This window comes from Mycolicibacterium brumae (assembly GCF_025215495.1).
Classification (GTDB): Bacteria; Actinomycetota; Actinomycetes; order Mycobacteriales; family Mycobacteriaceae; genus Mycobacterium; species Mycobacterium brumae.
Genome location: NZ_CP104302.1, coordinates 3,105,568 through 3,129,447 on the forward strand (window position 1 = coordinate 3,105,568; position 23,880 = coordinate 3,129,447).

The following is a 23,880-nucleotide window of genomic DNA, read 5'->3' on the forward strand; positions in this document are numbered from 1 at the left end:
TCGGTCAGGTCAGGTCAGCGGGATTTGCCGGTCGCTACTTCGACGGATCCGGCAGCACGCGCAGATGCCCGCGGCGACGGCCGGTCGGGGCGGGGTGGGCGGCGGGCTGGGCCAGCGCCTGGGCGGTGACCGACGCGCCGGCCGGCTCGAACCCGGCGCGCGGGGCGGCCGGGCGTTGCTGGCCCTCGCGGACCGCGTCGGCCAGCGCGACCAGATCGTCTTCATCAGGGCTTTCCGGCAGCGGACCGGCGTGCCGCACCAACTCCCAGCCTCGCGGGGCGGTGATGCGGCTGGCGTGGCCCACGCACAGGTCCCAGGAGTGCGGCTCACGGATGGTGGCCAGGGGGCCGACGACGGCGGTTGAATCCGCGTACACGAACGTCAACGTCGCCACCGCGTAATGGGGGCACCCGGGCCTGCAGCAGCGACGGGGAACATTCACGCAACTGAGGCTAGCGTGCCCATCGACCGTCTCGGCGCCGGACACGCTGCGTCGCGGCCGCTCCGATGTCCAACCGTTACGATTGCGCGGTGGCCGATCCGCGCACTTCCCGCCGCGCCCGCGCCGTCAGCCGGCATGGTCGCGAGTTCCGCGGGCCGCTGCTGCCGCCGACCGTTCCGGGCTGGCGCAGCCGGGCGGAGCGCTTCGACATGGCTGTGCTCGAGGCCTATGAGCCGATCGAGCGACGCTGGCGTCAGCGCCTGTCCGAACTGGACGTGGCCGTCGACGAGATCCCCCGCATCGCCGCGCGCGACCCGCAGAACGTGAACTTCCCGCCCGAGGTGGTGGCCGATGGGCCGATCGCGCTGGCCCGACTGATCCCGGCCGGGGTGGATGTCCGCGGCGAGGCGACCCGGGCGCGGATCGTGCTGTTCCGCCGGCCGATCGAACGGCGCGCCAAGGACACCGTGGAACTGGGCGATCTGCTGCACGAGATCCTGGTCGCCCAGGTGGCGATTCATCTTGGGGTGGAACCCTCCGTTATCGACCCCACGATCGGTGATGCCTAGTTTCGCTAGATGATCCCGCGTTTGAGGCGACGGCGCTCCCGCTCGGACAGTCCGCCCCAGATGCCGAACCGCTCGTCGTTGGCCAGGGCGTACTCCAGGCAGGCGTCCTTGACTTCGCAGCCCAGGCAGATCCGCTTGGCTTCCCGGGTCGAGCCGCCCTTCTCGGGGAAGAACGCCTCAGGGTCGGTCTGCGCGCACAGCGCGCGCTCCTGCCACTGGTTGTCCTCCGGGTCGATCTCAGCTTCCGCGTCCATCGCACTCGGCACCAGACTCAGGTGCGGCCGCGGCGGCAGCCCCGGCAACCCGAGCGGAGTCGGAACGATGTCGGCACGGGACGTGCCTGCAAACGCGCCAAGAAAATGGTCAAACGACATGTCTCCGCCTCCTCACCCTGAATAATTTGGAACTCGTTGGTCTTCCGCTATCGAGCTATGGCCGAACAGTTCGAACATTTGATCGAATCTCGGTCTGCGACACCGGAACCGGCGGTCTAAACCGGGAATGACACTGGTGTGATTAGACACGCGATAGGCGCCCAGGTCAAGTGATTCGGGGTGTTCACATAGCATTCTCCCCCGACAAACCGGCGCGTCGAAACTCTGGCGTGTCGCAAGAGTGACCAAATCGACACTTCGCATATTGCTGAAATCCACGTCACGGGTAGACATTTCGGCATATTCGCCATTCCCCGCGGCCCGTCATGTCACGGTACGGCCTCAATCCACCGCGGGCGAACCGGCAGGCACGCGGCGACGCCCCCGCGGCGCGACTCACTAGGCTGATCTCCCGTGAGGATCACCGTTCTGGTCGGCGGCGTCGGCGGCGCGCGGTTTCTGCTCGGCGTGCGCAAGCTGCTTGAGCAGACCCCCGGCCCGCATGAGCTGACCGCCATCGTCAACATCGGCGACGACGCCTGGATGCACGGGGTGCGGATCTGCCCGGATCTGGACACCTGCATGTACACCCTCGGCGGTGGCATCGACCCGGAGCGCGGCTGGGGGCACCGCGACGAGACCTGGAACGCCAAGGCGGAACTGGCCGCCTACGGCGTGCAACCGGATTGGTTCGGCCTCGGCGACCGCGACCTGGCCACCCATCTGGTGCGCAGCCAGATGCTGCGGGCCGGCTATCCGTTGTCGCAGATCACCAAGGCGCTGTGTCACCGCTGGGACCCCGGCGCCACCCTGCTGCCGGTCAGCGACGACCGCTGCGAGACACATGTGGTGATCACCGACCCGGACACCGGCGACCGGCGTGCCATCCACTTCCAGGAATGGTGGGTGCGCTACCGCGCGCAAGTCCCGACCCACAGCTTCGCGTTCGTCGGCTCAGAAAGCGCCACCGCCGGCCCCGGGGTCGCCGAGGCGCTGACCGAGGCCGACGTGGTGTTCATCGCGCCGTCGAACCCGGTGGTCAGCATCGGGGCGATCCTGGCCGTGCCCGGTGTCCGGGCCGCGTTGCGCTCCACCGCCGCCCCGGTGATCGGCTACTCCCCCATCATCGGCGGCAAACCGCTGCGCGGCATGGCCGACGCCTGCCTGGAGGTGGTGGGGGTGGAAACCAGTTCCGAGGCCGTCGGCAAGCACTACGGCGCGCGCTCGGGGACCGGGATCCTGGACGGCTGGCTGATCAGCGACGGCGACACCGCCGAGGTGCCCGGCGTCGACGTTCGCAGCATCCCGCTGTTGATGACCGATCCGGACGCGACCGCCGAAATGGTCCGCGCCGGAATCGATCTCGCCGGGCTCACACTGTGACCGGCGCCGCCGCCCGCGAGCATGGCGCGGCCGCCGCACTCGAACTGCTGCCGGTGACCGGGCTGCCGGAGTTCCGCCCCGGCGACGAGCTGGCCGGCGCCGTCGCCGCCGCGGCCCCGTGGCTGGCCGACGGAGACATCGTGGTGGTCACCTCCAAGGTGATGTCCAAGTGCGAGGGCCGCATCGTCACCGCCCCCACCGACCCAGATGAGCGGGATGCGCTGCGCCGCAAGCTGATCGACGACGAGGCGGTGCGGGTGCTGGCCCGCAAGGGCCGCACGCTGATCACCGAGAACGCCTTCGGTCTGGTTCAGGCCGCCGCCGGGGTCGACGGCTCCAATATCGAATCGGACGAATTGGCGCTGCTGCCAACCGATCCCGACGCCAGCGCGGCCGCCCTGCGAGAGGGTCTGCGGGAGCGTCTCGGCGTCGCGGTCGGGGTCGTGGTGACCGACACCATGGGACGCGCCTGGCGTCAGGGCCAGACCGACGTCGCGATCGGCTCGGCGGGGTTGTCGGTGCTGTGCAACTACTGCGGCGCGACCGACCGGCACGGAAACGACCTGTTGGTCACCGAGATCGCGGTGGCCGATGAGATCGCGGCGGCCGCCGATCTGGTCAAGGGCAAGCTCACCGGCATCCCGGTGGCGGTGCTGCGCGGGCTGGCGCTGCCCGACGATGGCAGCGTCGCGCGCGACCTGGTGCGCCCCGGCGAGGACGACCTGTTCTGGCTCGGCGCCGACGAGGCGATCGACCTGGGCCGCCGCCAAGCGCTGCTGCTGCGCCGCTCGGTGCGCCGGTTCGCCGCCGAGGACGTGCCCGCCGAGCTCATCGAGCAGGCCTGCGCCGAGGCGCTGACCGCGCCCGCCCCGCACCACACCCGGCCGGTGCGCTTCGTCTGGCTGCGCGACCGCCGGGGCGCGCTGCTGGAGGCGCTCACCCGGCGCTGGCGCGAGGATCTGCGCGGCGACGGCCGCTCCCCGGAATCCGTCGAGGCCCGGGTGGCCCGCGGCGCGATCCTGTACGACGCCCCGGAGGTGGTGATCCCGTTCCTGGTTCCCGAGGGCGCCCACGACTACCCCGAGGAGCGGCGCCGGGCCGCCGAACACACCATGTTCACGGTGGCGGTGGGCGCGGCCGTGCAGGGCCTGCTGGTGGCGCTGGCGGTGCGCGGGGTGGGCAGCTGCTGGATCGGGTCGACGATCTTCGCCCCCGACGTGGTGCGCGCCGAGCTCGACCTGCCGGCGGACTGGGAGCCGCTGGGCGCGGTGGCGATCGGTTATCCGGCGGAGCCCGACGAGCTGGCCGCGCCGCGCCCGGCCCGCGACCCGGGCGACCAGGTGATCCGGCGATGACCGACACGTTGCGCGCCTCGGTGATCGAGACCCTGGCCGACTGGGATGCCCCCGACGAGGACCGCGACGCGCTGCGCCAGGCGGTGCTGGGGTTCGTGCTGGCCCGCGAGGACGCCTGCCGGCGGGCCTGCGAACCGGGGCACATCACCGCCTCGACCGCGCTGCTCGATCACACGGGCGCCAACGTGCTGCTGACCCTGCATCCGCGGCTGGGCCGCTGGGTGCAGCTCGGCGGGCATTGCGAACCCGAGGACATCGACATCCGGGCCGCCGCGCTGCGGGAGGCCACCGAGGAATCCGGGGTCGCCGGGCTGCGCCTGCTGCCGGAGCTGGCCGCCGTGCACGTGCACGCGCTGACCTGCTCGCTCGGGCTGCCCACCCGGCACCTGGACCTGCAGTTCGTCGCCCTCGCGCCGGAGGGCGCCGTCATCGCCTGCAGCGACGAGTCGCTGGACCTGGCCTGGTGGCCGGTGGACGCGCTGCCCGCGGGAACCGACCACGCGCTGCGGCGGCTGGTGGCCGCCGCGACCCGTCAGACGTCGCTGGAGTAACGGATCCCGCAGTCCGGGAGCACCACGCCGGGCCACACCCGGGCGCCGCGCAGCAGCTCGCAGCGGGCGCCGATGTCCGCGCCGTCGCCGATCACGCCGTCGCGGATCAGCGCCCGCGGCCCGATCTGCGCGCCGTAGCCGATGATCGAACGTTCGATCACCGATCCGGCGTCGACCTTGGCGCCGTCGAAGATCACCGCGCCGTCCAGCCGCACCCCGGGGCCGATCTCCGCGCCCCGGCCGACGACGGTGCCGCCGTAGAGCAGCGCGCCCGGGGCGACCGAGGCCCCGTCGTGCACCAGGGACTCCCCGCGGTGCCCGTGCAGCGCCGGCGACGGCGCGATGCCGCGCACCAGGTCCGCCGAGCCGCGCACGAAGTCCTCCGGGGTGCCCATGTCCCGCCAGTAGCTGGCGTCGACGTAGCCGCACACCCGCACCCCGTCGGCCAGTAGGCGGGGGAAGATCTCCCGCTCCACCGACAGCGCGCGGCCGCGCGGGATGGCCTCGATGAGCTCACGTTGGAACACGTAGCAGCCGGCGTTGATCTGATCGGTCGGCGGGTCCTGGGTCTTCTCCAGGAACGCCGTCACCCGGCCGTCGGCGTCGGTGGGCACCGAGCCGAACGCACGCGGGTCGGCCACCCGCACCAGGTGCAGGGTCAACTCGGCGTCGCGCTCGTCGTGGAAGGCCAGCAGCTGACCGAGGTCGGCGCCGGAGAGCACGTCGCCGTTGAACACCACCGCGGTGTCGTGGCGCAGTTTGGGCGCCACGTTCGCGATGCCGCCGCCGGTGCCCAGCGGCTCGGGCTCGTAGACGTAGTCGATCTCCAGGCCCAGCTCGGAGCCGTCGCCGAAGGTGTCGGAGAACACCTCGGCCTGAAACGACGTGCCGAGCACGACGTGCTCGATGCCCGCGGCGGCGATCCGGGACAGCAGGTGGGTCAGAAACGGCAGCCCGGCCGTCGGCAGCATCGGCTTGGGCTTGGACACCGTCAGCGGCCGCAGCCGGGTGCCCTTGCCACCGACCAGAATGACGGCGTCGACGTCCTTGGGGTCCAGAGCGCTCACCGCTCCCCCTTTCTCGTGGGAGTCATATTCTTGCGCAGATCGCGGCGGGCGCGCCGCACCACCAGCTTCGAGCGGACGGCCAGCGCGCCGCGCATCGCCGCGCGCAGCGGCGCCCGGGCCGGCCCGGGATTGCGGTCGGACAGATAGGTCCAGGTGCTCTGGTGGTGGGCGGCCAGGTTGCGGGCCGGATCCCGGCCGGTGGAGTGGCCCTTGTCGTGCAGGATCTCCGCCGTCGGCGCGTACACGTTCTGCCAGCCCGCCCGGCCGAGGCGGTCGCCGAGGTCGACGTCCTCCATGTACATGAAGTAGCGCTCGTCGAAGCCGCCGATCTGCTCGAACGCGGTGCGGCGCACCAACAGACAGGAACCCGACAGCCAGCCCACCGCCCGCTCGCTCGGCGGCTCGTGGTCCTGACGGTAGGCCGCCGTCCACGGGTTGGATTTCCAGAACGGCCCGATGACGGCGTGCATCCCGCCGCGGATGATCGACGGCAGCTGCCGCGCCGACGGGTACACCGACCCGTCCGGATCGCGGATCAGCGGGCCCACCGCGCCGGCTCGGGGCCAGCGCCGGGCCACCTCCAGCAGCGCGTCAAGGCTGCCCGGGGCCCACACCACGTCGGGGTTGGCGATCACGATGAACTCGGCGGGTTCCAGGGCGGCCACCCCGCGATTGACGGCGCTGCCGTAACCCAGGTTCGCCCCGGTCCGCAGCAGGGTGGCGTTCGGGTAGCGCTGCACGGCCTCCTCGGGAGCGCCGTCGGTGGAGCCGTTGTCGGCGATCACCACCTCGACCGGCAGGTCCGTGGCGACCGTCAGCGACGACAGGAACCGCTCCAGGTGTTCCCCGGGCGAGTAGGTCACCGTGACCACCGGCAGTGCGTCGCTCACCGGTAGAGGGTAAACAATCAGTGCCGCGGCGCTGTGGCGGATCCGGTCACCGCGTCGTCCAGGGCGGCCCGCCAGTCCCGCAGCCGGGTCAGCCCGGCCTCCTCGGATTCATAGGATCCCAGCGCCGAATACGCCGGCCGCGGCGCCAGTCGTGGCACATCGGCGCTGGACACCGGCTCGACCAGACCCGGATCCACGCCGATGGCGGCGTAGACGGCGCGCGCTTGCCGGTAGCGGCTGACCGCGCCGTTGTTCGCGGCGTGCACAATCGGCGCGCCCACCCCCGCGCCGATGATCACCAGCAGCGCGCCGGCCAGGTCCTTGGCGTAGGTGGGCGAGCCGATCTGGTCGTCGACCACCCGGACCGTCTGGCCGCGCTGGGCCCGGTCCCGCATCACCGACACGAAGTCGCGCCCGCCCCGGTCACCGGTGTACACCCAGGCGGTGCGCACCACGGTGGCCTCCGGCAGCGCCTCCAGCACGGCGCGTTCGCCGGCCAGTTTGCTGGCCCCGTAGACCGAGATCGGCGCCGGCTCGTCGGAGGGCTCATAAGGGCGGTCCCGGTCCGGGTCGGCGCCGAAGACGTAGTCGGTGGAGATGTGGATCAGCCGGGCGCCGACGGCGGCGCAGGCCGCGGCCAGGCGGCCGGGACCGGCGGCGTTGACCCGCTCGGCCCGCTCCGGGTCGGACTCACAACCGTCGACGTCGGTCAGCGCCGCGCAGTTGACCACGACGTCGCCGGGCCGGATATGGCGCGCGGCGGCGTCCGGGTCGGTGATGTCCCACTCGGTGGAGGTGAAACCGATCACGTCGGGGCGGTTGGCGGCGGCGAGCAAAGCCCGTCCGAGCTGGCCGGCGACTCCGGTGACGAGGATTCGGGCGGACGACGAGGCGGTGGACACGGCTACAGAGTCTGGCACGCCGGTCGGCCGCCTACCCGGGTTCGGCGGGTCCCGACAGTAACCTGGCAGGCGTGCCGAACCGGATACTCCGCGCCTTCATGACGCTGTTGGCGGTGACCGTCGTCGCCGGCACGGGCATCGCCTGGAGCAAAGTCCGGTCGTTCGAGGACGGCATCAAGCACATCAGCACCACCGCGCTCGGCGGCGGCAAGGACGACGGCGCGATCGATATTCTGCTGGTCGGCGTGGACAGCCGCACCGACGCGCACGGCAACCCGCTCTCCGCAGAGGAACTGGCCACGTTGCGGGCCGGCGACGATGTCGCCACCAACACCGACACCATCATCTTGATCCGCATCCCGAACAACGGCGAGTCGGCGACGGCGATCTCCATCCCCCGCGACTCCTATGTGCAGTCCCCGGCGCTGGGCCGCAAGACCAAGATCAACGGCGTCTTCGGCGAGGTGAAGCTGGAGACCATGAAGGACCTGATCGAGGTCCAGGGCGTCGATCCGGCCGAGGGCGAGAAGCGCGGCACCGAGGCCGGCCGCGACGCGCTGATCGGCACCGTCGCCAAGCTCACCGGTGTGACCGTCGACCACTACGCCGAGATCGGCCTGCTGGGCTTCTCGTTGATCACCGACGCCCTCGGCGGGGTGGATGTGTGCCTGAAAAACGATGTGTACGAACCGCTTTCGGGCGCGGACTTCACCGCCGGCTGGCACAAGCTGAACGGTCCGCAGGCGCTGAGCTTCGTGCGCCAGCGGCACGACCTGCCCCGCGGAGACCTGGACCGGGTGGTCCGCCAGCAGGTGGTGATGGCGTCCCTGGCGCACAGCGTGACCTCAGGCAAGACGCTCACCAGCCCGTCGACGCTGAACAAGCTCCAGGAGGCGGTGCACCGCTCGGTGGTGCTCTCCGACGGCTGGGACATCATGGAGTTCATCCAGCAGTTGCAGGACCTGGCCGGCGGCAACGTGGTGTTCGCGACCATCCCGGTGCTGCAGGAGAACGGCTGGAGCGACGACGGCGAGCAATCGGTGGTCACGGTCGACGCGACCGAGGTCAAGGACTGGGTGGCCGGGCTGCTGCACAACCAGGCCGAGGGCAAGACCGAGGAGCTGTCCTACTCGCCGGAGAACACCACCGTCGAGGTGTTCAACGACACCGACATCAACGGTCTGGCGTCGGCGGTGTCGCGGGTGCTGACCGCCAAGGGCTTCTCCGAGGGTCCGATCGGCAACCACGAGGGCGAACGGTCCGAGACCTCCAAGGTGGTGGCCAACCGCAGCGAGGACCTGGGCGCGAAGGAGATCGCCAGGGAACTCGGCGACCTGCCGGTGGTCGCCGACGAGTCGCTGCCCGACGGCCGGGTGCAGGTGGTGCTGGCCAACGACTACAACGGCCCGGGAACCACGCTGAGCAATAGCGAGGGCGTCCCGTCCAGCGGCGAGGCGGCGCCCATCCAGGAGGCGCCGCTGGCCCCGTCGCCGGTCATCACCGCCGGAAGCGACGACCCCAAATGCGTGAACTAGGTCCGGCGTGAGCCCCTCGACGCTTGCCGGCGCGCTGCTGGACCCGATGCTGGCCGCCGACCCGGTGGGGCCGCGGATCACCTACTACGACGACGCGTCCGGCGAGCGCATCGAGCTGTCGGCGGTGACGCTGGCCAACTGGGCGGCCAAGACCGCCAACCTGCTGCGCGACGAGCTCGGCGCGACGCCCGGCGACCGGGTGGCGGTGTTGCTGCCCGCGCACTGGCAGACCGCGGCGGTGCTGCTGGGGGTGTGGTGGATCGGCTGCGAGACTGTTTTGGCCGGCGACGCCGAGTTGGCGGTGTGCACCCGTGACCGCCTCGATGAGGCCGACGGTTACGTGGGCGGTGGCGAGATCGCGGTGGCGTCGCTGGACCCGTTCGGCCGGGCCGTCGACGATCTGCCGGTGGGGCTGACCGATTTCGCCACCGCGGTGCGCGCGCATGGCGATCAGATCGTGCCCGAGCGCTCCCCCGGCCCGGCGCTGGACGGCGCAGCCGCCGACGAGGTCTACGCCGCCGCCCAAAACGCCGCGGCCACACTGGGATTGACGCGCGGGCAGCGGGTGCTGTCCACCCGCTCGTGGGACACCGGCGAGCAATTGGTCAATCACCTGCTGTCGGTGTTCGCCGTCGGGGGTTCGCTGGTGCAGGTCGCGAACGCCGACCCGGAGAAACTGCCGCGGCGCATCGAGACCGAGCGGGTGTCGCGGGTTCTGTAGCCAGGTCCGGCGCAGGCATAGGCTGGATGTATGAGTTCCCCGTCGCTCGACCCCGATCAACTGACGAGCAGCTTCTGGCGACGGGTGGACGTCGTCGCCGAAACCGGTTCCACCAACGCCGATCTGGTGGCGCGGGCGGGTGCCGGGGAAGACATCGACGGCGCGGCGCTGCTGGCCGAATCGCAGACCTCCGGCCGCGGCCGCCACGGCCGCGCCTGGGTGAGTCCCCCGGGCGCGCAGATCGCCATGTCGGTGGGCGTCGACGTCTCCCGGGTGCCGCCGGACGGCTGGGGTTGGCTGGCGCTGCTCACCGGGGTCGCGGTGGCCGACGCCGTCCAGGAGGTCGCCGGTGTGCCGCCCGGCCTGAAGTGGCCCAACGACGTGCTGGTCTCCGGCGGGAAGCTGGCCGGCATTCTAGCCGAGGTGGCCGGGGAGAACACGGTCGTCATCGGGCTCGGCGTCAACGTGTCGTTGACCAGAGAGCAGGCCCCGGTGGACACCGCCACTTCGCTGCACATGCTCGGGCGCGACGACGTCGACCGAAACCGACTGGCCGCGACGATTCTGGCGAACCTCGGCCACCGCATCGCCGACTGGCGCACCGCCGGCGGCGCGGGCCCGAAGCTGATCGACGACTACCGCGCGCTCAGCGTCACCCTCGGCTCCCGGGTGCGCGCCCTGCTCCCCGGGGACACCGAGATCACCGGCGTGGCAACCGATCTGGACACGTTGGGCCGCCTGGTCATCGATGACGACGGCGCCCGGCACGTCATCGCCGCCGGGGACATCACCCATCTTCGACCGCAGGAATGACGGTCCGGCCAGGAGCGGATCGCTACGATTCCAGCTATGCGGTTCCACGTGGTGATGGCGTTCCTGAACAACCGCGGCTCATGCACCTGCGGTTGGCAGGGCAAGAGACGCTGGCTGCCCGGGCTGGCGACCAGTGACGCCTACATTCACGGCGCGGAGTCCGGGCATATGCCGGCCGGCGAACCGCTGCCGACCGACCGGCAAACCAAGGGGAACGCCTAGCGCAGCAGGGCGCGGCTCATGACGACGCGTTGGATTTGGTTGGTGCCTTCGTAGATCTGGGTGATCTTGGCGTCGCGCATCATGCGCTCGACGGGGAAATCGACGGTGTAGCCGGCGCCGCCGAAGAGCTGCACGGCGTCCACGGTGACCTCCATCGCCACATCGGAGGCGAAGCACTTCGACGCCGCGGAGATGAACCCGAGATTGGATTCGCCACGCTCGGCGCGGGCGGCGGCGTGGTACACCATCAACCGCGCGGCCTCCAGCTTCATGGCCATGTCGGCGAGCATGAACTGCACGCCCTGGAAGGTGCTGATCGAGGTCCCGAACTGCTTGCGGTCCTTGGTGTAGGCGATCGCCGCGTCCAACGCGCCCTGGGCGATCCCGACGGCTTGGGCGCCGATGGTCGGGCGGGTGTGGTCCAAGGTCGCCAACGCCGTCTTGAACCCGGTGCCCGGATCGCCGATCATCCGATCCCCGGGCACCTTGCAGTTCTCGAACGCCAGCTCGGCGGTCGGGGACCCCTTGATGCCGAGCTTGTGCTCGTAGCCGGTGACCGAGAAGCCCTCGTCGTCCTTGTGCACCATGAACGCCGAAATGCCGTTGGCGCCCTTGTCCGGGTCGGTCACCGCCATCACGGTGTACCAGTCCGACACACCGCCATTGGTGATCCAGCACTTGGAGCCGTTGAGGATCCAGCCGTCGCCGTCGGCCTTGGCGCGGGTCCGCATCGCCGCCGCATCCGACCCAGCCTCCCGCTCGGAAAGCGCGTAGGAGGCCATCGTCTCGCCCGACGCGATCCCCGGTAGCACCTGGTGCTTCAGCTCATCGGAGCCGCGCAGGATCAGGCCCATGGTGCCCAGCTTGTTGACCGCGGGGATCAGCGACGCCGAACAATCCACCCGGGCGACCTCTTCGATGACGATGCACGCCGCCACCGAGTCCGCGCCCTGGCCGCCATACTCTTCGGGCACATGCACCGCGTTGAAACCACTGGCCACCAACGCCACCCGGGCCTCCTCGGGGAAACGCGCGTTGGCGTCCACATCAGCGGCATACGGGGCGATCTCCTTCTCCGCCAACGCGCGGATCGCCGCCCGCAACTCCTGATGCTCCTGCGGCAACTGGAACAAATCGAACGACGGGTCTCCACCCCAAGCGGCCATAAGCACTCCTTTGTGAGTTGGTTCGCGGTGACTCTACTCGGCGGCGCCGAGCAGTCGGCGTCGCAGCGCCTCATCCTTCTCCAGCACGGTGGCCTCCAGGTCCGCCTGGAACTCGACCATCTTGGCCCGAAGCCCCCGGTCGGCGGCGCCCAGAATGCGCACGGCCAGCAGTCCGGCGTTGCGCGCGCCGCCGATGGAGACTGTGGCGACCGGCACACCGCCGGGCATCTGCACGATGGACAGCAGCGAGTCCAGACCGTCGAGCCGGGCCAGCGGCACCGGCACGCCGATCACCGGCAGCGGGGTGGCCGCGGCGACCATGCCCGGCAGGTGCGCGGCGCCGCCCGCGCCGGCGATGATCACCTCGATGCCGCGGTCGGCCGCGCGCTGGGCGTAGTCGAGCATCCGGGCCGGGGTGCGGTGCGCGGACACCACCCCCACCTCGAACGGCACCTCGAAGTCGGCCAGCGCGTCCGCGGCGTCGGTCATCACCGACCAGTCGCTGTCGCTGCCCATGATCAGGCCAACACGCGGATTCATCAGTGTCCGTCCCATCCGTCGGTCCAGGTGGCGTGCGACAGCCAGTGTGCCGCCCGATTGGCGCGTTCCCGCACCGTGGCCACGTCCTCGCCGGCCCGGCCGACGACGTTGACGTGCCCGAGTTTGCGTCCGGCCCGCTCCCCCTTGCCGTACAGGTGCGCCTTTGCGTCCGGCATCCGGGCGAACAGGTGATGCAGCCGCTCATCGACGCTCATCGCCGGGGTCTCCGGCGCGCCGAGCACGTTGGCCATCACCGTCACCGGCGCGCGGGCGGCGGTGTCGCCGAGCGGATAATCCAACACCGCGCGCAAATGCTGTTCGAATTGGCTGGTCACCGCGCCGTCCATGGTCCAGTGGCCGGAGTTGTGCGGCCGCATGGCCAGCTCGTTGACCAGGATGTCTCCGTCGCGGGTTTCGAAGAGTTCGACGGCGAGCACGCCGACCACCCCGAGTTCGGCGGCCAGCCGCAGGCCCAGCTGCGCGGCGGCGGCGGCGCGTTCCTCGGGCAGGTCCGGGGCCGGGGCGATGGTCTCCACGCAGATGCCCATCCGCTGCACGGTCTGCACGACGGGCCACGCGGCGCCCTGGCCGAACGCCGAGCGGGCGACCAGCGCCGACAGCTCGCGACGCATGTCGACCTTGGCCTCGATCAGAATCGGGGTGCCGTCGGCCAGGTGGCGCGCGGCGGCGTCGCGGGCCTGCGCGGCGGTGTCGCACAGCACCACGCCGCGGCCGTCGTATCCGCCGCGGATGGTCTTGATCACCGCGCCGCCGCCGCATTCGACGGCGAAGGCTTCGGCCTGCTCGGCGGAGGTGACCTCGGCGAAGCGCGGAATCGGGGCCCCCAGGTCGGCGAGTTTGCGCCGCATCACCAGCTTGTCCTGGGCGTGCACCAGTGCCTGCGGCGGCGGGGCCACGTCGACCCCGGCGGCGACCAGCCGGTCCAGGTGCTCGGTCGGCACGTGCTCGTGGTCGAAGGTGAGCACGGTCGCGCCGTCGGCCACCCGGCACAGCGCGTCGTAGTCGGTGTGCGAGCCGAGCACGATGTCGGGGCTGACCTGCGCGGCGGGATCGCGCGGGTCGGCGGCGAGCACCCGCAGGGACTGGCCCAGCGCGATCGCGGCCTGATGGGTCATCCGCGCGAGCTGGCCGCCGCCGACCATCGCGACGACGGGGACGCCCGCGGATGGCCGGCGCGGCATATTCTCACTGGGGTTGGGCACCGGCATATGGTGTCACGCCCGACGCCTGCGGTCTGACCGTGGTCAACATCACCAGCAGCGGAAACCCGATGATTTGGGTGATTAACAGGTGGTTTCCGTACAATGGATCCTTGTGTCCTTTGCCGATAACACGATCGCCCGCCTGCCGGCGCCGATCCGTCCGTTCGCTGAGCGGCACCATGAGCTGATCAAGTTCGCCATCGTCGGTGGCACGACGTTCATTATCGACATGGCGATCTTCTTTTCGTTGAAGCTCACCATCCTCGAACCCAAGCCGGTGACCGCGAAGATCATCGCCGGCATCGTCGCGGTGATCGCGTCCTACATCCTGAACCGGGAGTGGAGCTTCCGCGACCGCGGTGGCCGCGAACGTCACCACGAGGCGCTGCTGTTCTTCGGGGTCAGCGGCATCGGCGTGGTGCTCTCGATGGCCCCGCTGTGGTTCTCCAGCTACGTCCTCGGGCTGCGCGTTCCCGAGGTGTCGCTGATGGTGGAGAACATCGCCGACTTCGTTTCCGCCTACATCCTGGGCAACCTGCTGCAGATGGCGTTCCGGTTCTGGGCCTTCCGCCGGTTCGTGTTCCCCGACGAGTTCGCCCGCAACCCGGAGAAGGCGCTGGAGTCCACGCTGACCGGTGGCGGCATCGCCGAGGCGCTGGAGGATCACTACGAGTCGCGGCATCTGGGCGACGACGTGATCACCGACCTCGGCCCCAATGTCACCCCGTTGCGCCGCCGCCGCGGCCAGCGCCAGGCGTCACGCAACTCCCAGACCCGCAAGTCGTCCTAGCGGCCGGATTCCTCTGTCCCCAGGGTGTCGAAGACCTCGTGGTACAGCAGTGAGTGCACGCGTTCCACCTGCGGGATGTCGTAGAACTCCAGCGGGTCCTGACTGGCCGACTCAATGGTCAGGGTGCCGGTCCGCAGCATCCGGTCGATGACGCCGTGGCTGAATTCCACGCTGTTGATCCGGGCCAGCGGGATGTCGATGCCGCTGCGGGTCAGCAGTCCGTGCCGGAACATCACCCGCCGGTCGGTGACGACGAAGTGGGTGGTCAACCAGGTCAGGAACGGCCACAAGGTGAACCGGCCGACCAGCAGCAGCCACAACACGCCGATCACCAGCGACACCACCAGCTTGGCGTTGTCCGCCCAGCTCAGGGTGTCCACCCAGGCCGCGGCCAGCGCCGCGACGAAGGTTGCGAGCAGCAGCACCAACACCGAGCCGACCAGCCGTTTCCAGTGCGGGTGGCGATGCAGGACCACCTGCTCGTCGCCGGCGAGGACATTTTCGGGGTAGCCCATGACGTGCAGATTAAGGCGCCTGATCGGACCGGCGGCGCGACGCCGCCCTACCCACCGGTAACACATTAAGGAAAAAGTAAGACCCAACGCGTGAATCCGACCTGCGAGCCGTTAGCATCTGTTCTCATGACCAGCGTTTCCGAGCACACCGCCGAACCGGCCGCCGAGCACGAGATCGACATCCACACCACCGCGGGCAAGCTCGCCGACTTGCGCAAACGCGCCGAGGAAGCGCTGCACCCGGTCGGCGAACAGGTGATCGAGAAGGTCCACGCGCGCGGCAAGCTGACCGCCCGCGAGCGGGTGCTGGCACTGCTGGACGAGGGGTCGTTCGTCGAACTCGACGCGCTGGCCAAGCACCGCAGCAATAACTTCGGCATGGAGAAGAAGCGTCCGCTCGGCGACGGCGTGATCACCGGCTACGGCACCATCGAGGGCCGCGAGGTCTGCGTGTTCAGCCAGGACGCCACCGTCTTCGGCGGCAGCCTCGGCGAGGTCTACGGCGAGAAGATCGTCAAGGTCCAGGATCTGGCGCTCAAGACCGGCCGCCCGCTGATCGGCATCAACGACGGCGCCGGCGCCCGGATCCAGGAGGGCGTGGTCTCCCTCGGCCTGTACAGCCGGATCTTCCGCAACAACATCAAGGCCTCCGGCGTCATCCCGCAGATCTCGCTGATCCTGGGCGCCGCGGCCGGCGGCCACGTGTACTCCCCCGCGCTGACCGACTTCGTGGTGATGGTCGACCAGACCAGCCAGATGTTCATCACCGGCCCCGACGTGATCAAGACCGTCACCGGCGAAGACGTCACCATGGAGGACCTCGGCGGCGCGCAGACCCACATGTCCAAGTCCGGCACCGTGCACTACGTCGGCGCCAGCGAACAGGACGCGCTGGATTGGGTCCGCGACCTGCTGAGCTACCTGCCGCCGAACAACTACGCCGAGCCGCCGCGCTACCCGGCGCAGCCGCACCCGGGCGCGATCGAGGACAACCTCACGGCCGAGGATCTGGAACTGGACACGCTGATCCCGGATTCGCCGAACCAGCCGTACGACATGCACGAGGTGATCAACCGGATCCTCGACGACGGCGAGTTCCTGGAGGTACAGGCCGGCTACGCGCAGAACATCATCTGCGGCTTCGGCCGGGTCGACGGCCGCGCCGTCGGCGTCGTCGCCAACCAGCCCACCCAGTTCGCCGGCTGCCTGGACATCAACGCCTCGGAGAAGGCCGCCCGCTTCGTGCGGACCTGCGACGCGTTCAACATCGCGATCGTGATGCTGGTGGACGTGCCGGGCTTCCTGCCGGGCACCGACCAGGAGTACAACGGCATCATCCGCCGCGGCGCCAAGCTGCTGTACGCCTACGGCGAGGCGACCGTCGCCAAGGTCACCGTCATCACCCGCAAGGCCTACGGCGGCGCGTACTGCGTGATGGGCTCCAAGGACATGGGTTGTGACGTCAACGTCGCGTGGCCGACCGCGCAGATCGCCGTGATGGGCGCCTCCGGCGCGGTGGGCTTCGTCTACCGCAACGAGCTCAAGGAAGCCGCCGCCAACGGCGACGACGTCGACGCGCTGCGGCTGAAGCTGCAGGAGGAGTACGAGGACACCCTGGTGAACCCGTACGTGGCGGCCGAACGCGGCTACATCGACGCGGTCATCCCGCCGTCGCAGACCCGCGGCTACATCGCGACCGCGCTGCGGCTGCTGGAGCGCAAGATCGTTCAGGTTCCGCCGAAGAAGCACGGCAACATCCCGCTGTAAGGACGTGCCCAGCGATAGCCGAAAGCGATAGCCATGAACCACGACGAAGACATCACCGAGATCAGCGACCACCGGGATCTCACCATCGACGATCCCGAACCCAAGATGCCGGATGCCCGGATCCTGCGCGGCAACCCCAGCGACGAGGATCTGGCCGCGCTGGCCACCGTGCTGGCCGGGATCGCCAAGCAGGGCGGCAACCCCGGGCCGCAGGAGTTCAACCCGTGGGGCTCGCCGGTGGACAAGCTGCGCTACCCGGTGACCAGCTGGCAGTTGGTCACCCTGCTGGAGCGCACCCATATGCGTCGATGACAAGACTGGTGCTGGGGTCGGCCTCCACGGGCCGACTCGCGGTGCTGCGCAACGCCGGGGTGGACCCGGCGGTGCTGGTGTCCCACGTCGATGAGGACGCGGTGATCGCGGCGCACGCCGGGGCCGCTCCGGCCGAGGTGGTCGTCGCCCTGGCCCAGGCCAAAGCCGCCGAGGTGGCGTCGGCGTTGCCCGCCGAGCTGGCCGCGGATTGCGTTGTCATCGGCTGTGATTCGATGCTGCTGCTCGACGGGGAACTGTCCGGCAAACCCGGGACCGCGGAGCGCGCCCGCGCCCAATGGGCCCGGATGGCCGGCAACTCCGGGCAGCTGCTGACCGGCCACGCCCTGATTCGCTTGCGCGACGGCGAGATTGCGAGCTCGGCAGCCGAAACCGGTTGCACCACAGTACATTTCGGGAGCCCGACGGAGGCGGACCTGGACGCCTACCTGGCCTCCGGCGAACCACTTGGGGTGGCCGGCGCGTTCACCCTGGACTCCCTCGGCGGCTGGTTCGTGGACCGCATCGACGGGGATCCGTCGAACGTGATCGGTTTGAGCCTGCCGCTGCTGCGCCGAATGCTGGCCCGCCTGGGCGTTTCGGTCGCCGCCGCGTGGACGGCCAACCCGCGGAATTAACGCCGAGCGGCCGCGCCGCCCGGAGTAGGCTCGCACCGTGCCGCTTCCCGCAGATCCCAGCCCCGAGCTCGCCGCCTACGCCCATCCGGAACGCCTGGTCACCCCGGACTGGCTGTCCTCGCATATGGGCGCCGAGGGCCTGGTGATCGTCGAATCCGACGAGGACACCCTGCTGTATGACATCGGGCACATTCCGGGGGCGGTGAAGATCGACTGGCACACCGACCTCAATGACGCGCTGGTGCGCGACTACATCGACGGTGAGCAGTTCGCCGCGCTGATGGACAGCAAAGGCATCGGCCGCGACGACACCGTCGTCATCTACGGCGACAAGTCCAACTGGTGGGCGGCCTACGCGCTGTGGGTGTTCACCCTGTTCGGCCACCCCGACGTGCGCCTGCTCGACGGTGGGCGCGACCTCTGGATCTCCGACGGCCGGGAAACCGCTCTGGACGTGCCGGCGCGGACCAGCAGCGGCTACCCCGTCGTCACTCGCGATGACGCCCCGATCCGCGCCTACAAGGACGACGTGCTGGCCGCCATCGGATCGCAGACGCTGATCGATGTGCGCTCCCCGCAGGAGTACACCGGCGAGCGCACCCATATGCCCGACTACCCGGAGGAAGGCGCGCTGCGCGGCGGGCACATCCCGACCGCGGTGTCGGTGCCGTGGGCCCGCGCCGCCGCCGACAACGGCAAGTTCCGTTCCCGCGCCGAACTCGACGAGGTCTACGACTTCGTCATCGACGATCCCGACCGCCCGGTGATCGCCTACTGCCGGATCGGGGAACGCTCCAGCCACACCTGGTTCGTGCTCACCCACCTGCTCGGGGTTCCCGGCGTGCGCAACTACGACGGCTCCTGGACGGAGTGGGGAAACATGGTGCGGACGCCGATCGCCGCCGGTGAGGACCCGGGGACTTTGCCCGGCGCCAGGCCCGAGTGAGCACGCCCGCCCCGCTGGCCGAGATCATCGCCGACTTCGCCGACGTGGACGGCCAGGACAAGCTGGCCATGCTGCTGGAATTCGCCAATGATCTGCCCGCGCTGCCGGCCGACCTCGAAGAGGCCGCGATGGAGCCGGTGCCGGAGTGCCAGTCGCCGCTGTTCCTGCACGTCGACGCGAGCGACCCCGAGCAGGTCCGGCTGTATTTCAGCGCTCCGGCGGAGGCGCCGACCACGCGCGGATTCGCGGCCATTCTGGCCGCCGGCCTGGACGGTCAGCCGGCCGCCGACATTCTCGCGGTGCCCGACGATTTCTATCTGGAGCTGGGCCTGGCGAAGCTGATCAGCCCGCTGCGCACCCGCGGCCTGTCGGCGATGTTGCATCGCATCAAACGCCGCATCCGGGCGGTCGTCGAATAGCTACCGGAAAGTAATCGGACCGGCTCGCCGGTCGAAAACTCGCGGCGAATAGACTGCCCGCGATAGATTCCTAAAGACGTTTCTTAGAGAACTGCCAATCAGGAGGCTCAGGTGCCCAAGCCCGGCAACGCGACCATTTCCAAGGTCCTGGTAGCCAACCGTGGAGAGATCGCCGTCCGGGTCATCCGGGCCGCCAAGGACGCGGGCCTGCCCAGCGTCGCGGTCTACGCCGAGCCCGACGCCGACGCGCCGCACGTCAAGCTCGCCGACGAGGCGTTCGCGCTGGGCGGGCAGACCTCGGCGGAGTCCTACCTGGACTTCGGCAAGCTGCTCGACGCCGCCGCGAAGTCCGGCGCCAACGCCGTCCACCCCGGTTACGGCTTCCTCTCCGAGAACGCCGACTTCGCCCAGGCCGTCATCGACGCCGGGCTGATCTGGATCGGACCGAGCCCGCAGTCCATCCGCGACCTCGGCGACAAGGTCACCGCCCGCCACATCGCCGCCCGCGCCAACGCCCCGCTGGTGCCCGGCACCCCCGACCCGGTCAAGGACGCCGACGAGGTCGTCGCGTTCGCCCAGGAGCACGGCGTGCCGATCGCCATCAAGGCCGCCTTCGGTGGCGGCGGCCGCGGCATGAAGGTCGCCCGCAGCATCGAGGAGATCCCCGAGCTGTACGAATCGGCCACCCGCGAGGCCGTGGCCGCGTTCGGCCGCGGCGAGTGCTTCGTCGAGCGCTACCTGGACAAGCCCCGCCACGTCGAGGCGCAGGTCATCGCCGACCAGCACGGCAACGTCATCGTCGCCGGCACCCGCGACTGCTCGCTGCAGCGCCGCTTCCAGAAGCTGGTCGAGGAGGCCCCCGCGCCGTTCCTGACCGAGGCGCAGCGCACCGAGATCCACGAGTCCGCCAAGCGGATCTGCAAGGAAGCCGGCTACTACGGCGCCGGCACGGTGGAATACCTCGTCGGCCAGGACGGGCTGATCTCGTTCCTCGAGGTCAACACCCGGCTGCAGGTGGAACACCCGGTCACCGAGGAGACCTCCGGGATCGACCTGGTCCGCCAGCAGTTCCACATCGCCAACGGCGGCGTGCTCGAGATCACCGAGGACCCGACCCCGCGCGGGCACTCCTTCGAGTTCCGGATCAACGGCGAGGACGCCGGTCGCGGCTTCCTGCCCGCCCCCGGCCCGGTCATCAAGTTCGACCCGCCGACCGGCCCCGGCGTCCGGCTGGATTCCGGTGTGGAGTCCGGCTCGGTGGTCGGCGGCCAGTTCGACTCCATGCTGGCCAAGCTGATCGTCACCGGCGCCACCCGCACCGAGGCGCTGGAGCGCTCCCGGCGCGCGCTGGCCGAGTTCGACATCGAAGGCCTGGCCACCGTCATCCCGTTCCACCGTCTGGTGGTCTCCGACCCGGCGTTCATCGGCGACGAGAACGGCTTCACCGTGCACACCCGGTGGATCGAGACCGAGTGGGACAACACCGTGGAGCCGTTCACCGGCGGTGGCGCCAACGACGAGGAAGAGCCCGAGCCGCGTCAGACCGTCGTGGTCGAGGTCGGCGGCCGCCGCGTCGAGGTCTCGCTGCCGGCCGACCTGGTCAACGGCGGGCCCACCCACGGCGCGATCCGCCGCAAGCCCAAGCCGCGCAAGCGCGCCGCCGGCGGCGGCGCGAAGGCCTCCGGCGACTCGGTGACCGCCCCGATGCAGGGCACCGTGGTCAAGGTGGCGGTCGAGGAGGGCCAGCAGGTGGCCGCCGGCGATCTGGTCGTGGTGCTCGAAGCCATGAAGATGGAGAACCCGGTGACCGCGCACAAGGACGGTGTCATCACCGGCCTGGCGGTCGAAGCCGGCGCGGCCATCACCCAGGGCACCGTGATCGCCGAGATCAAGGACTAGCCCCGACGCGTGGACCCCGTCGAGATCAACGCGGGCAACTGGTATCTGCGCGCGTTGCGGGCCGACGAGCGAATGGATGACCGGTACGCGTTGGCGCGGTTAACCGAGCCTGAACACGGGCCCGATTACGTCGCCCGCGCCGACGCCGACTGGCGCAGCGACGTACGGTACAGCTGGGCGGTGTGTGAGCCGACCACCGGCGAGATGCTCGCCGAGGTCGCGCTCATACCGTCCAGCGGAGTCGTCAGCACCCGGGCCCGGCCCGGGCACGACGACGCCGCCCGTGCCGCCGAGGCCGCCGTCCGAAGATTCGCCGCCGTCATCGAGGGAGCACCATGACCCGACCGCAGATCGTCACCGTCACCGGCGCCGCCGGCCAGATCGGCTACGCGGCCCTGTTCCGCATCGCCGCCGGCGCGATGCTCGGCCACCACACCCCCGTGGTGCTGCGGCTGCTGGAGCTGCCGGCCGCGGTGCGCGCGGCCGAGGGCGTGGTGATGGAGCTCGACGACTGCTCGTTCCCGCTGCTGGCCGGCATGGAGATCTACGACGACCCGGTGCGCGCCTTCGACGGCGTCGACGTCGCGCTGCTGGTGGGCGCCAAACCGCGCAGCAAGGGCATGGAGCGCGCCGACCTGCTCGGCGCGAACGCCGAGATCTTCGCGACCGCCGGCAAGGCGCTGAACGCGGGCGCCGGCGCAGACGTGCGGGTGCTGGTGGTCGGCAACCCGGCGAACACCAACGCGCTGGTCACCTCCCGGCACGCCCCCGACATCCCCGCCGAGCGGTTCACCGCGCTGACCCGGCTGGACCACAACCGGGCCGTCGCGGCGCTGTCCCGGCACACCGGCGTCCCGGTCACCGACGTGGACCGGATCACCATCTGGGGCAACCACTCCCCGACCCAGTACCCGGACATCTTCCACGCCCGGGTGGGTGGGCGCTCCGGCGCGGACTACGCCGCCGACACCACCTGGCTGACCGAGGATTTCATCCCGACGGTCGCCAAGCGCGGCACCGCCATCATCGAGGCCCGCGGCGCGAGCTCGGCGGCCTCGGCCGCCAACGGCGCCATCGACCACATCGACGACTGGGTGCACGGCACCGACGGCGACAACTGGACCTCGGTGGCGCTGCCGTCCCCCGGAGCGTACGGCGTGGAGGAGGGCTTGGTCTGCTCGTTCCCGTGCCGGTCGGTCGACGGCCGCTGGCAGATCGTGGAGGGCCTGGACGTCAACGAGTTCTCCCGGCAGCGCATCGACGCCTCGGTCGCCGAGCTCCGCGCCGAGCGCGACGCCGTCGCGGCGCTGGGGCTGCTGTAGTCGCCGCGGCTGCTGTAGCGAATGGCGAAGCAGCGCCGATGACCTGGGTACTGCGGTACATTTTCGCCAGCACTTCGACCTCGGGGGAAACACCATGAGAAGAACCGCCAGCCTGACCGCCTCGGCCCTGGTGTCGCTGGCGCTCGCGGTGGGCGTCGCCCCGGCGGCGCTCGCCGACGACGGCGAGGGCGACGGCGCGATCACCATGCCGGATCTGACCGGCGACTCGCTGGCCGCCGCGCAGTCCACCATGGCCGATATCGGCCTGCCGCTGGACTCGATCAATATCACCGGTTACCCGCAGAAACAGCGGGCCGCCAACCTGTGGAAGGTCTGCTCGCAGCTGCCGAAGGCCGGCACCGAGTTGAGCGCGGACAGTTACGCCGCCGTCGGCGTGGTCCGCAAGGGCGAGGACTGCGGAGGCTAGCTAGCGGAGCCCCGCGCCGGCCAGGGCCGGCAGCCCGGTGGTCACCACCAGCACCATCAACGTCAACAGGAACCAGCCGGCGCCCTGCCAACCCCACCAGGTGCGCTCCACCTTCCACAGCCGGAAGGTGCGGACGAATGCGCCGACGGCCGCGACGAACAACACTGCCGGCGGAACCAGCGCCAAGGCGATGCGCTCGGGTTTGCCGCAGGCCACCGTGTTCGACTCGGCCAACGGGCCGCAGCCGCGCAACCAGAACGCCACCAGCACCAGCAGCGCGGTCCCGATCACGCCCCACAGCAGTAGGTAGCGGCCCGCCTGCCGCACATCGTTGTCGATGCGCCCCAGGTTGTCTCCTTCACCGTGCTCCAGTTTCTCGGCCATTCCCCCATTGTCCCCTTGCCGTCGGTGTCAGACCCCGCGCCTACCATCGGCGGCCATGCGAATCACGACGGCGGCGCTGACCGGCCTGCTGGCCGGCGCGGCGACGGCGATCTCCGGCGCGTCCCCGACCCTGAGCGTGGCCGCCGCGGTGCTCACCCCACTCACCCTGGCGATCGGGCCGCGGTTGACCGCCGGCATCGCGACCGGATTGCGCACCCCGGGCCGCGGCGAGCGTTCGGTGACCGCGCAGATGACGGGAACGGAGTTCGAGGACCACGTCGCCCACATCGCGCGCAGCTGCGGGGCGCCGGTGATCATGACTCCGTTGTCCGGGGATTGGGGCGTCGATCTGATCATCGGGCGCCGGCCGAACCGGATCGCGGTGCAGTGCAAGCGCTACTCCCGGCCGGTGGGGCCCGGTGCGGTTCAGGAGGTGGTCGCCGGCGCCCCGATGCAGGATTGCGCGCACACCATGGTGGTGACCAACACCGCTTTCACCCCGGCCGCCCGCAAACTCGCCGAGCGGCACGGCACCATCCTGGTGGGCGGTGATGAGCTGCCACAGTTGAGACGGATCATCACTGGACTCAGGACCAATCGGTGACATTTGGCACCGGAAACGGAGACCATTGCGCAGGCTTGCCAATCTTTGATTTGGCTAATCTCTCAGGTGGCGGCGACTACATTGATCGCTCACCAGCCCAGTCCGAG

At 70.2% G+C, this 23,880-nt stretch carries 29 protein-coding genes; 19 read left to right on the forward strand and 10 right to left on the reverse strand.

The genetic code is table 11. The features are described 5' to 3' along the window. Nucleotides 1–34 precede the first annotated feature (34 nt). Entirely contained in the window at nt 35–442 is a 408-nt protein-coding gene (locus tag L2Z93_RS15045; RefSeq protein WP_090587374.1) for a DUF3499 domain-containing protein, read from the reverse strand. Between the two features lie 89 nt (nt 443–531). Between L2Z93_RS15045 and L2Z93_RS15050 the strand changes: the two genes are divergently transcribed. Further along, nucleotides 532–1,011, forward strand: a complete 480-nt coding sequence (locus L2Z93_RS15050; RefSeq protein ID WP_234786052.1) for a metallopeptidase family protein — start codon at nt 532–534, stop codon at nt 1,009–1,011. A gap of 5 nt (nt 1,012–1,016) precedes the next feature. Here L2Z93_RS15050 and L2Z93_RS15055 read toward each other — a convergent pair whose 3' ends face one another. Then, nucleotides 1,017–1,385 carry a WhiB family transcriptional regulator gene (locus tag L2Z93_RS15055; protein ID WP_090587379.1) on the reverse strand — a complete coding sequence of 123 codons (369 nt, stop codon included), beginning with the start codon at nt 1,383–1,385 and terminating at the stop codon, nt 1,017–1,019. Between the two features lie 414 nt (nt 1,386–1,799). Here L2Z93_RS15055 and cofD point away from each other — a divergent pair, with 414 nt between their 5' ends. The 3 genes from cofD to L2Z93_RS15070 are packed head-to-tail and all read left to right on the forward strand — an operon-like array spanning nt 1,800 to nt 4,674. Beyond that, nucleotides 1,800–2,768, forward strand: a complete 969-nt coding sequence (gene cofD, locus L2Z93_RS15060; protein ID WP_090587382.1) for a 2-phospho-L-lactate transferase — start codon at nt 1,800–1,802, stop codon at nt 2,766–2,768. Next, a complete protein-coding gene (locus L2Z93_RS15065) occupies nt 2,765–4,123 on the forward strand; it encodes a coenzyme F420-0:L-glutamate ligase (RefSeq protein ID WP_090587385.1) in 1,359 nt (452 codons plus the stop codon). The genes cofD and L2Z93_RS15065 overlap by 4 nt, the downstream gene beginning before the upstream one ends. Continuing rightward, entirely contained in the window at nt 4,120–4,674 is a 555-nt protein-coding gene (locus L2Z93_RS15070; protein WP_090587387.1) for an NUDIX hydrolase, read from the forward strand. The genes L2Z93_RS15065 and L2Z93_RS15070 overlap by 4 nt, the downstream gene beginning before the upstream one ends. On the opposite strand, the gene manB is transcribed toward L2Z93_RS15070, so the two are convergent. The 3 genes from manB to rfbD are packed head-to-tail and all read right to left on the reverse strand — an operon-like array spanning nt 4,656 to nt 7,551. Beyond that, entirely contained in the window at nt 4,656–5,732 is a 1,077-nt protein-coding gene (gene manB / locus L2Z93_RS15075) for a mannose-1-phosphate guanylyltransferase ManB (RefSeq protein ID WP_090587629.1), read from the reverse strand. The two genes, L2Z93_RS15070 and manB, sit on opposite strands and share 19 nt — an antisense overlap. A gap of 5 nt (nt 5,733–5,737) precedes the next feature. Then, the gene (locus L2Z93_RS15080) at nt 5,738–6,631 is read right to left on the reverse strand and encodes a glycosyltransferase family 2 protein (RefSeq protein ID WP_090587390.1); all 894 of its coding nucleotides are present in this window, start codon (nt 6,629–6,631) and stop codon (nt 5,738–5,740) included. A 17-nt stretch (nt 6,632–6,648) separates the two neighbouring features. After that, the gene (rfbD, locus tag L2Z93_RS15085) at nt 6,649–7,551 is read right to left on the reverse strand and encodes a dTDP-4-dehydrorhamnose reductase (RefSeq protein ID WP_234812029.1); all 903 of its coding nucleotides are present in this window, start codon (nt 7,549–7,551) and stop codon (nt 6,649–6,651) included. 80 nt (nt 7,552–7,631) lie between these two features. Between rfbD and L2Z93_RS15090 the strand changes: the two genes are divergently transcribed. Genes L2Z93_RS15090 through L2Z93_RS15105 form a run of 4 tightly spaced genes read left to right on the forward strand, consistent with a single transcriptional unit; the run spans nt 7,632 to nt 10,824 of the window. Next, nucleotides 7,632–9,068 (forward strand): LCP family protein, encoded by a 1,437-nt coding sequence (locus tag L2Z93_RS15090; protein ID WP_090587396.1) that lies wholly within the window; start codon nt 7,632–7,634, stop codon nt 9,066–9,068. 46 nt (nt 9,069–9,114) lie between these two features. Further along, nucleotides 9,115–9,789 (forward strand): TIGR03089 family protein, encoded by a 675-nt coding sequence (locus tag L2Z93_RS15095; protein WP_090587631.1) that lies wholly within the window; start codon nt 9,115–9,117, stop codon nt 9,787–9,789. Nucleotides 9,790–9,819: 30 nt separating this feature from the next. After that, entirely contained in the window at nt 9,820–10,602 is a 783-nt protein-coding gene (locus L2Z93_RS15100; RefSeq protein ID WP_090587399.1) for a biotin--[acetyl-CoA-carboxylase] ligase, read from the forward strand. Between the two features lie 36 nt (nt 10,603–10,638). Beyond that, on the forward strand, nt 10,639–10,824 hold the full coding sequence (locus L2Z93_RS15105; protein ID WP_090587402.1) for a hypothetical protein: 186 nt from the start codon (nt 10,639–10,641) through the stop codon (nt 10,822–10,824). Here the strand turns inward: L2Z93_RS15105 and L2Z93_RS15110 are convergent. Genes L2Z93_RS15110 through L2Z93_RS15120 form a run of 3 tightly spaced genes read right to left on the reverse strand, consistent with a single transcriptional unit; the run spans nt 10,821 to nt 13,759 of the window. After that, nucleotides 10,821–11,990, reverse strand: coding sequence for an acyl-CoA dehydrogenase (locus L2Z93_RS15110; RefSeq protein WP_090587405.1), 1,170 nt, complete (start codon nt 11,988–11,990; stop codon nt 10,821–10,823). The genes L2Z93_RS15105 and L2Z93_RS15110 overlap by 4 nt on opposite strands. A 33-nt stretch (nt 11,991–12,023) precedes the next feature. Beyond that, on the reverse strand, nt 12,024–12,530 hold the full coding sequence (purE, locus tag L2Z93_RS15115) for a 5-(carboxyamino)imidazole ribonucleotide mutase (RefSeq protein WP_090587408.1): 507 nt from the start codon (nt 12,528–12,530) through the stop codon (nt 12,024–12,026). Beyond that, nucleotides 12,530–13,759, reverse strand: a complete 1,230-nt coding sequence (locus tag L2Z93_RS15120) for a 5-(carboxyamino)imidazole ribonucleotide synthase (RefSeq protein ID WP_162561882.1) — start codon at nt 13,757–13,759, stop codon at nt 12,530–12,532. The genes purE and L2Z93_RS15120 overlap by 1 nt, the downstream gene beginning before the upstream one ends. 106 nt (nt 13,760–13,865) lie before the next feature. On the opposite strand from L2Z93_RS15120, the gene L2Z93_RS15125 reads away from it, so the two are divergent. Continuing rightward, entirely contained in the window at nt 13,866–14,543 is a 678-nt protein-coding gene (locus tag L2Z93_RS15125; protein ID WP_090587412.1) for a GtrA family protein, read from the forward strand. Here L2Z93_RS15125 and L2Z93_RS15130 read toward each other — a convergent pair. Continuing rightward, the gene (locus tag L2Z93_RS15130) at nt 14,540–15,058 is read right to left on the reverse strand and encodes a PH domain-containing protein (protein ID WP_090587415.1); all 519 of its coding nucleotides are present in this window, start codon (nt 15,056–15,058) and stop codon (nt 14,540–14,542) included. The genes L2Z93_RS15125 and L2Z93_RS15130 overlap by 4 nt on opposite strands. A gap of 126 nt (nt 15,059–15,184) precedes the next feature. Here L2Z93_RS15130 and L2Z93_RS15135 point away from each other — a divergent pair, with 126 nt between their 5' ends. From L2Z93_RS15135 to L2Z93_RS15175, 9 genes are all read left to right on the forward strand, one after another. After that, on the forward strand, nt 15,185–16,825 hold the full coding sequence (locus L2Z93_RS15135) for an acyl-CoA carboxylase subunit beta (RefSeq protein WP_090587417.1): 1,641 nt from the start codon (nt 15,185–15,187) through the stop codon (nt 16,823–16,825). 33 nt (nt 16,826–16,858) lie between these two features. After that, complete coding sequence (locus tag L2Z93_RS15140) at nt 16,859–17,137, forward strand: acyl-CoA carboxylase subunit epsilon (protein WP_090587421.1); 279 nt, start codon at nt 16,859–16,861, stop codon at nt 17,135–17,137. Further along, nucleotides 17,134–17,772: a Maf family protein gene (locus L2Z93_RS15145; protein WP_090587424.1), complete on the forward strand. Its 639-nt coding sequence runs from the start codon at nt 17,134–17,136 to the stop codon at nt 17,770–17,772. The genes L2Z93_RS15140 and L2Z93_RS15145 overlap by 4 nt, the downstream gene beginning before the upstream one ends. 37 nt (nt 17,773–17,809) lie before the next feature. Next, nucleotides 17,810–18,718 (forward strand): sulfurtransferase, encoded by a 909-nt coding sequence (locus L2Z93_RS15150; protein ID WP_090587427.1) that lies wholly within the window; start codon nt 17,810–17,812, stop codon nt 18,716–18,718. Further along, nucleotides 18,715–19,137: a SufE family protein gene (locus L2Z93_RS15155; protein ID WP_090587430.1), complete on the forward strand. Its 423-nt coding sequence runs from the start codon at nt 18,715–18,717 to the stop codon at nt 19,135–19,137. Before L2Z93_RS15150 ends, L2Z93_RS15155 begins: the two co-directional genes overlap by 4 nt. 111 nt (nt 19,138–19,248) lie before the next feature. Continuing rightward, entirely contained in the window at nt 19,249–21,036 is a 1,788-nt protein-coding gene (locus L2Z93_RS15160; RefSeq protein WP_090587433.1) for an acetyl/propionyl/methylcrotonyl-CoA carboxylase subunit alpha, read from the forward strand. Nucleotides 21,037–21,045: 9 nt separating this feature from the next. After that, nucleotides 21,046–21,375, forward strand: coding sequence for a hypothetical protein (locus L2Z93_RS15165; protein WP_090587435.1), 330 nt, complete (start codon nt 21,046–21,048; stop codon nt 21,373–21,375). Then, on the forward strand, nt 21,372–22,358 hold the full coding sequence (locus L2Z93_RS15170; RefSeq protein WP_090587438.1) for a malate dehydrogenase: 987 nt from the start codon (nt 21,372–21,374) through the stop codon (nt 22,356–22,358). The genes L2Z93_RS15165 and L2Z93_RS15170 overlap by 4 nt, the downstream gene beginning before the upstream one ends. A 94-nt stretch (nt 22,359–22,452) precedes the next feature. After that, nucleotides 22,453–22,785: a PASTA domain-containing protein gene (locus tag L2Z93_RS15175; RefSeq protein ID WP_090587440.1), complete on the forward strand. Its 333-nt coding sequence runs from the start codon at nt 22,453–22,455 to the stop codon at nt 22,783–22,785. On the opposite strand, the gene L2Z93_RS15180 is transcribed toward L2Z93_RS15175, so the two are convergent. Further along, nucleotides 22,786–23,169 carry a hypothetical protein gene (locus tag L2Z93_RS15180; protein ID WP_090587443.1) on the reverse strand — a complete coding sequence of 128 codons (384 nt, stop codon included), beginning with the start codon at nt 23,167–23,169 and terminating at the stop codon, nt 22,786–22,788. A 55-nt stretch (nt 23,170–23,224) separates the two neighbouring features. Here L2Z93_RS15180 and L2Z93_RS15185 point away from each other — a divergent pair, with 55 nt between their 5' ends. Beyond that, a complete protein-coding gene (locus L2Z93_RS15185) occupies nt 23,225–23,773 on the forward strand; it encodes a restriction endonuclease (protein WP_090587446.1) in 549 nt (182 codons plus the stop codon). Nucleotides 23,774–23,880: the final 107 nt, after the last annotated feature.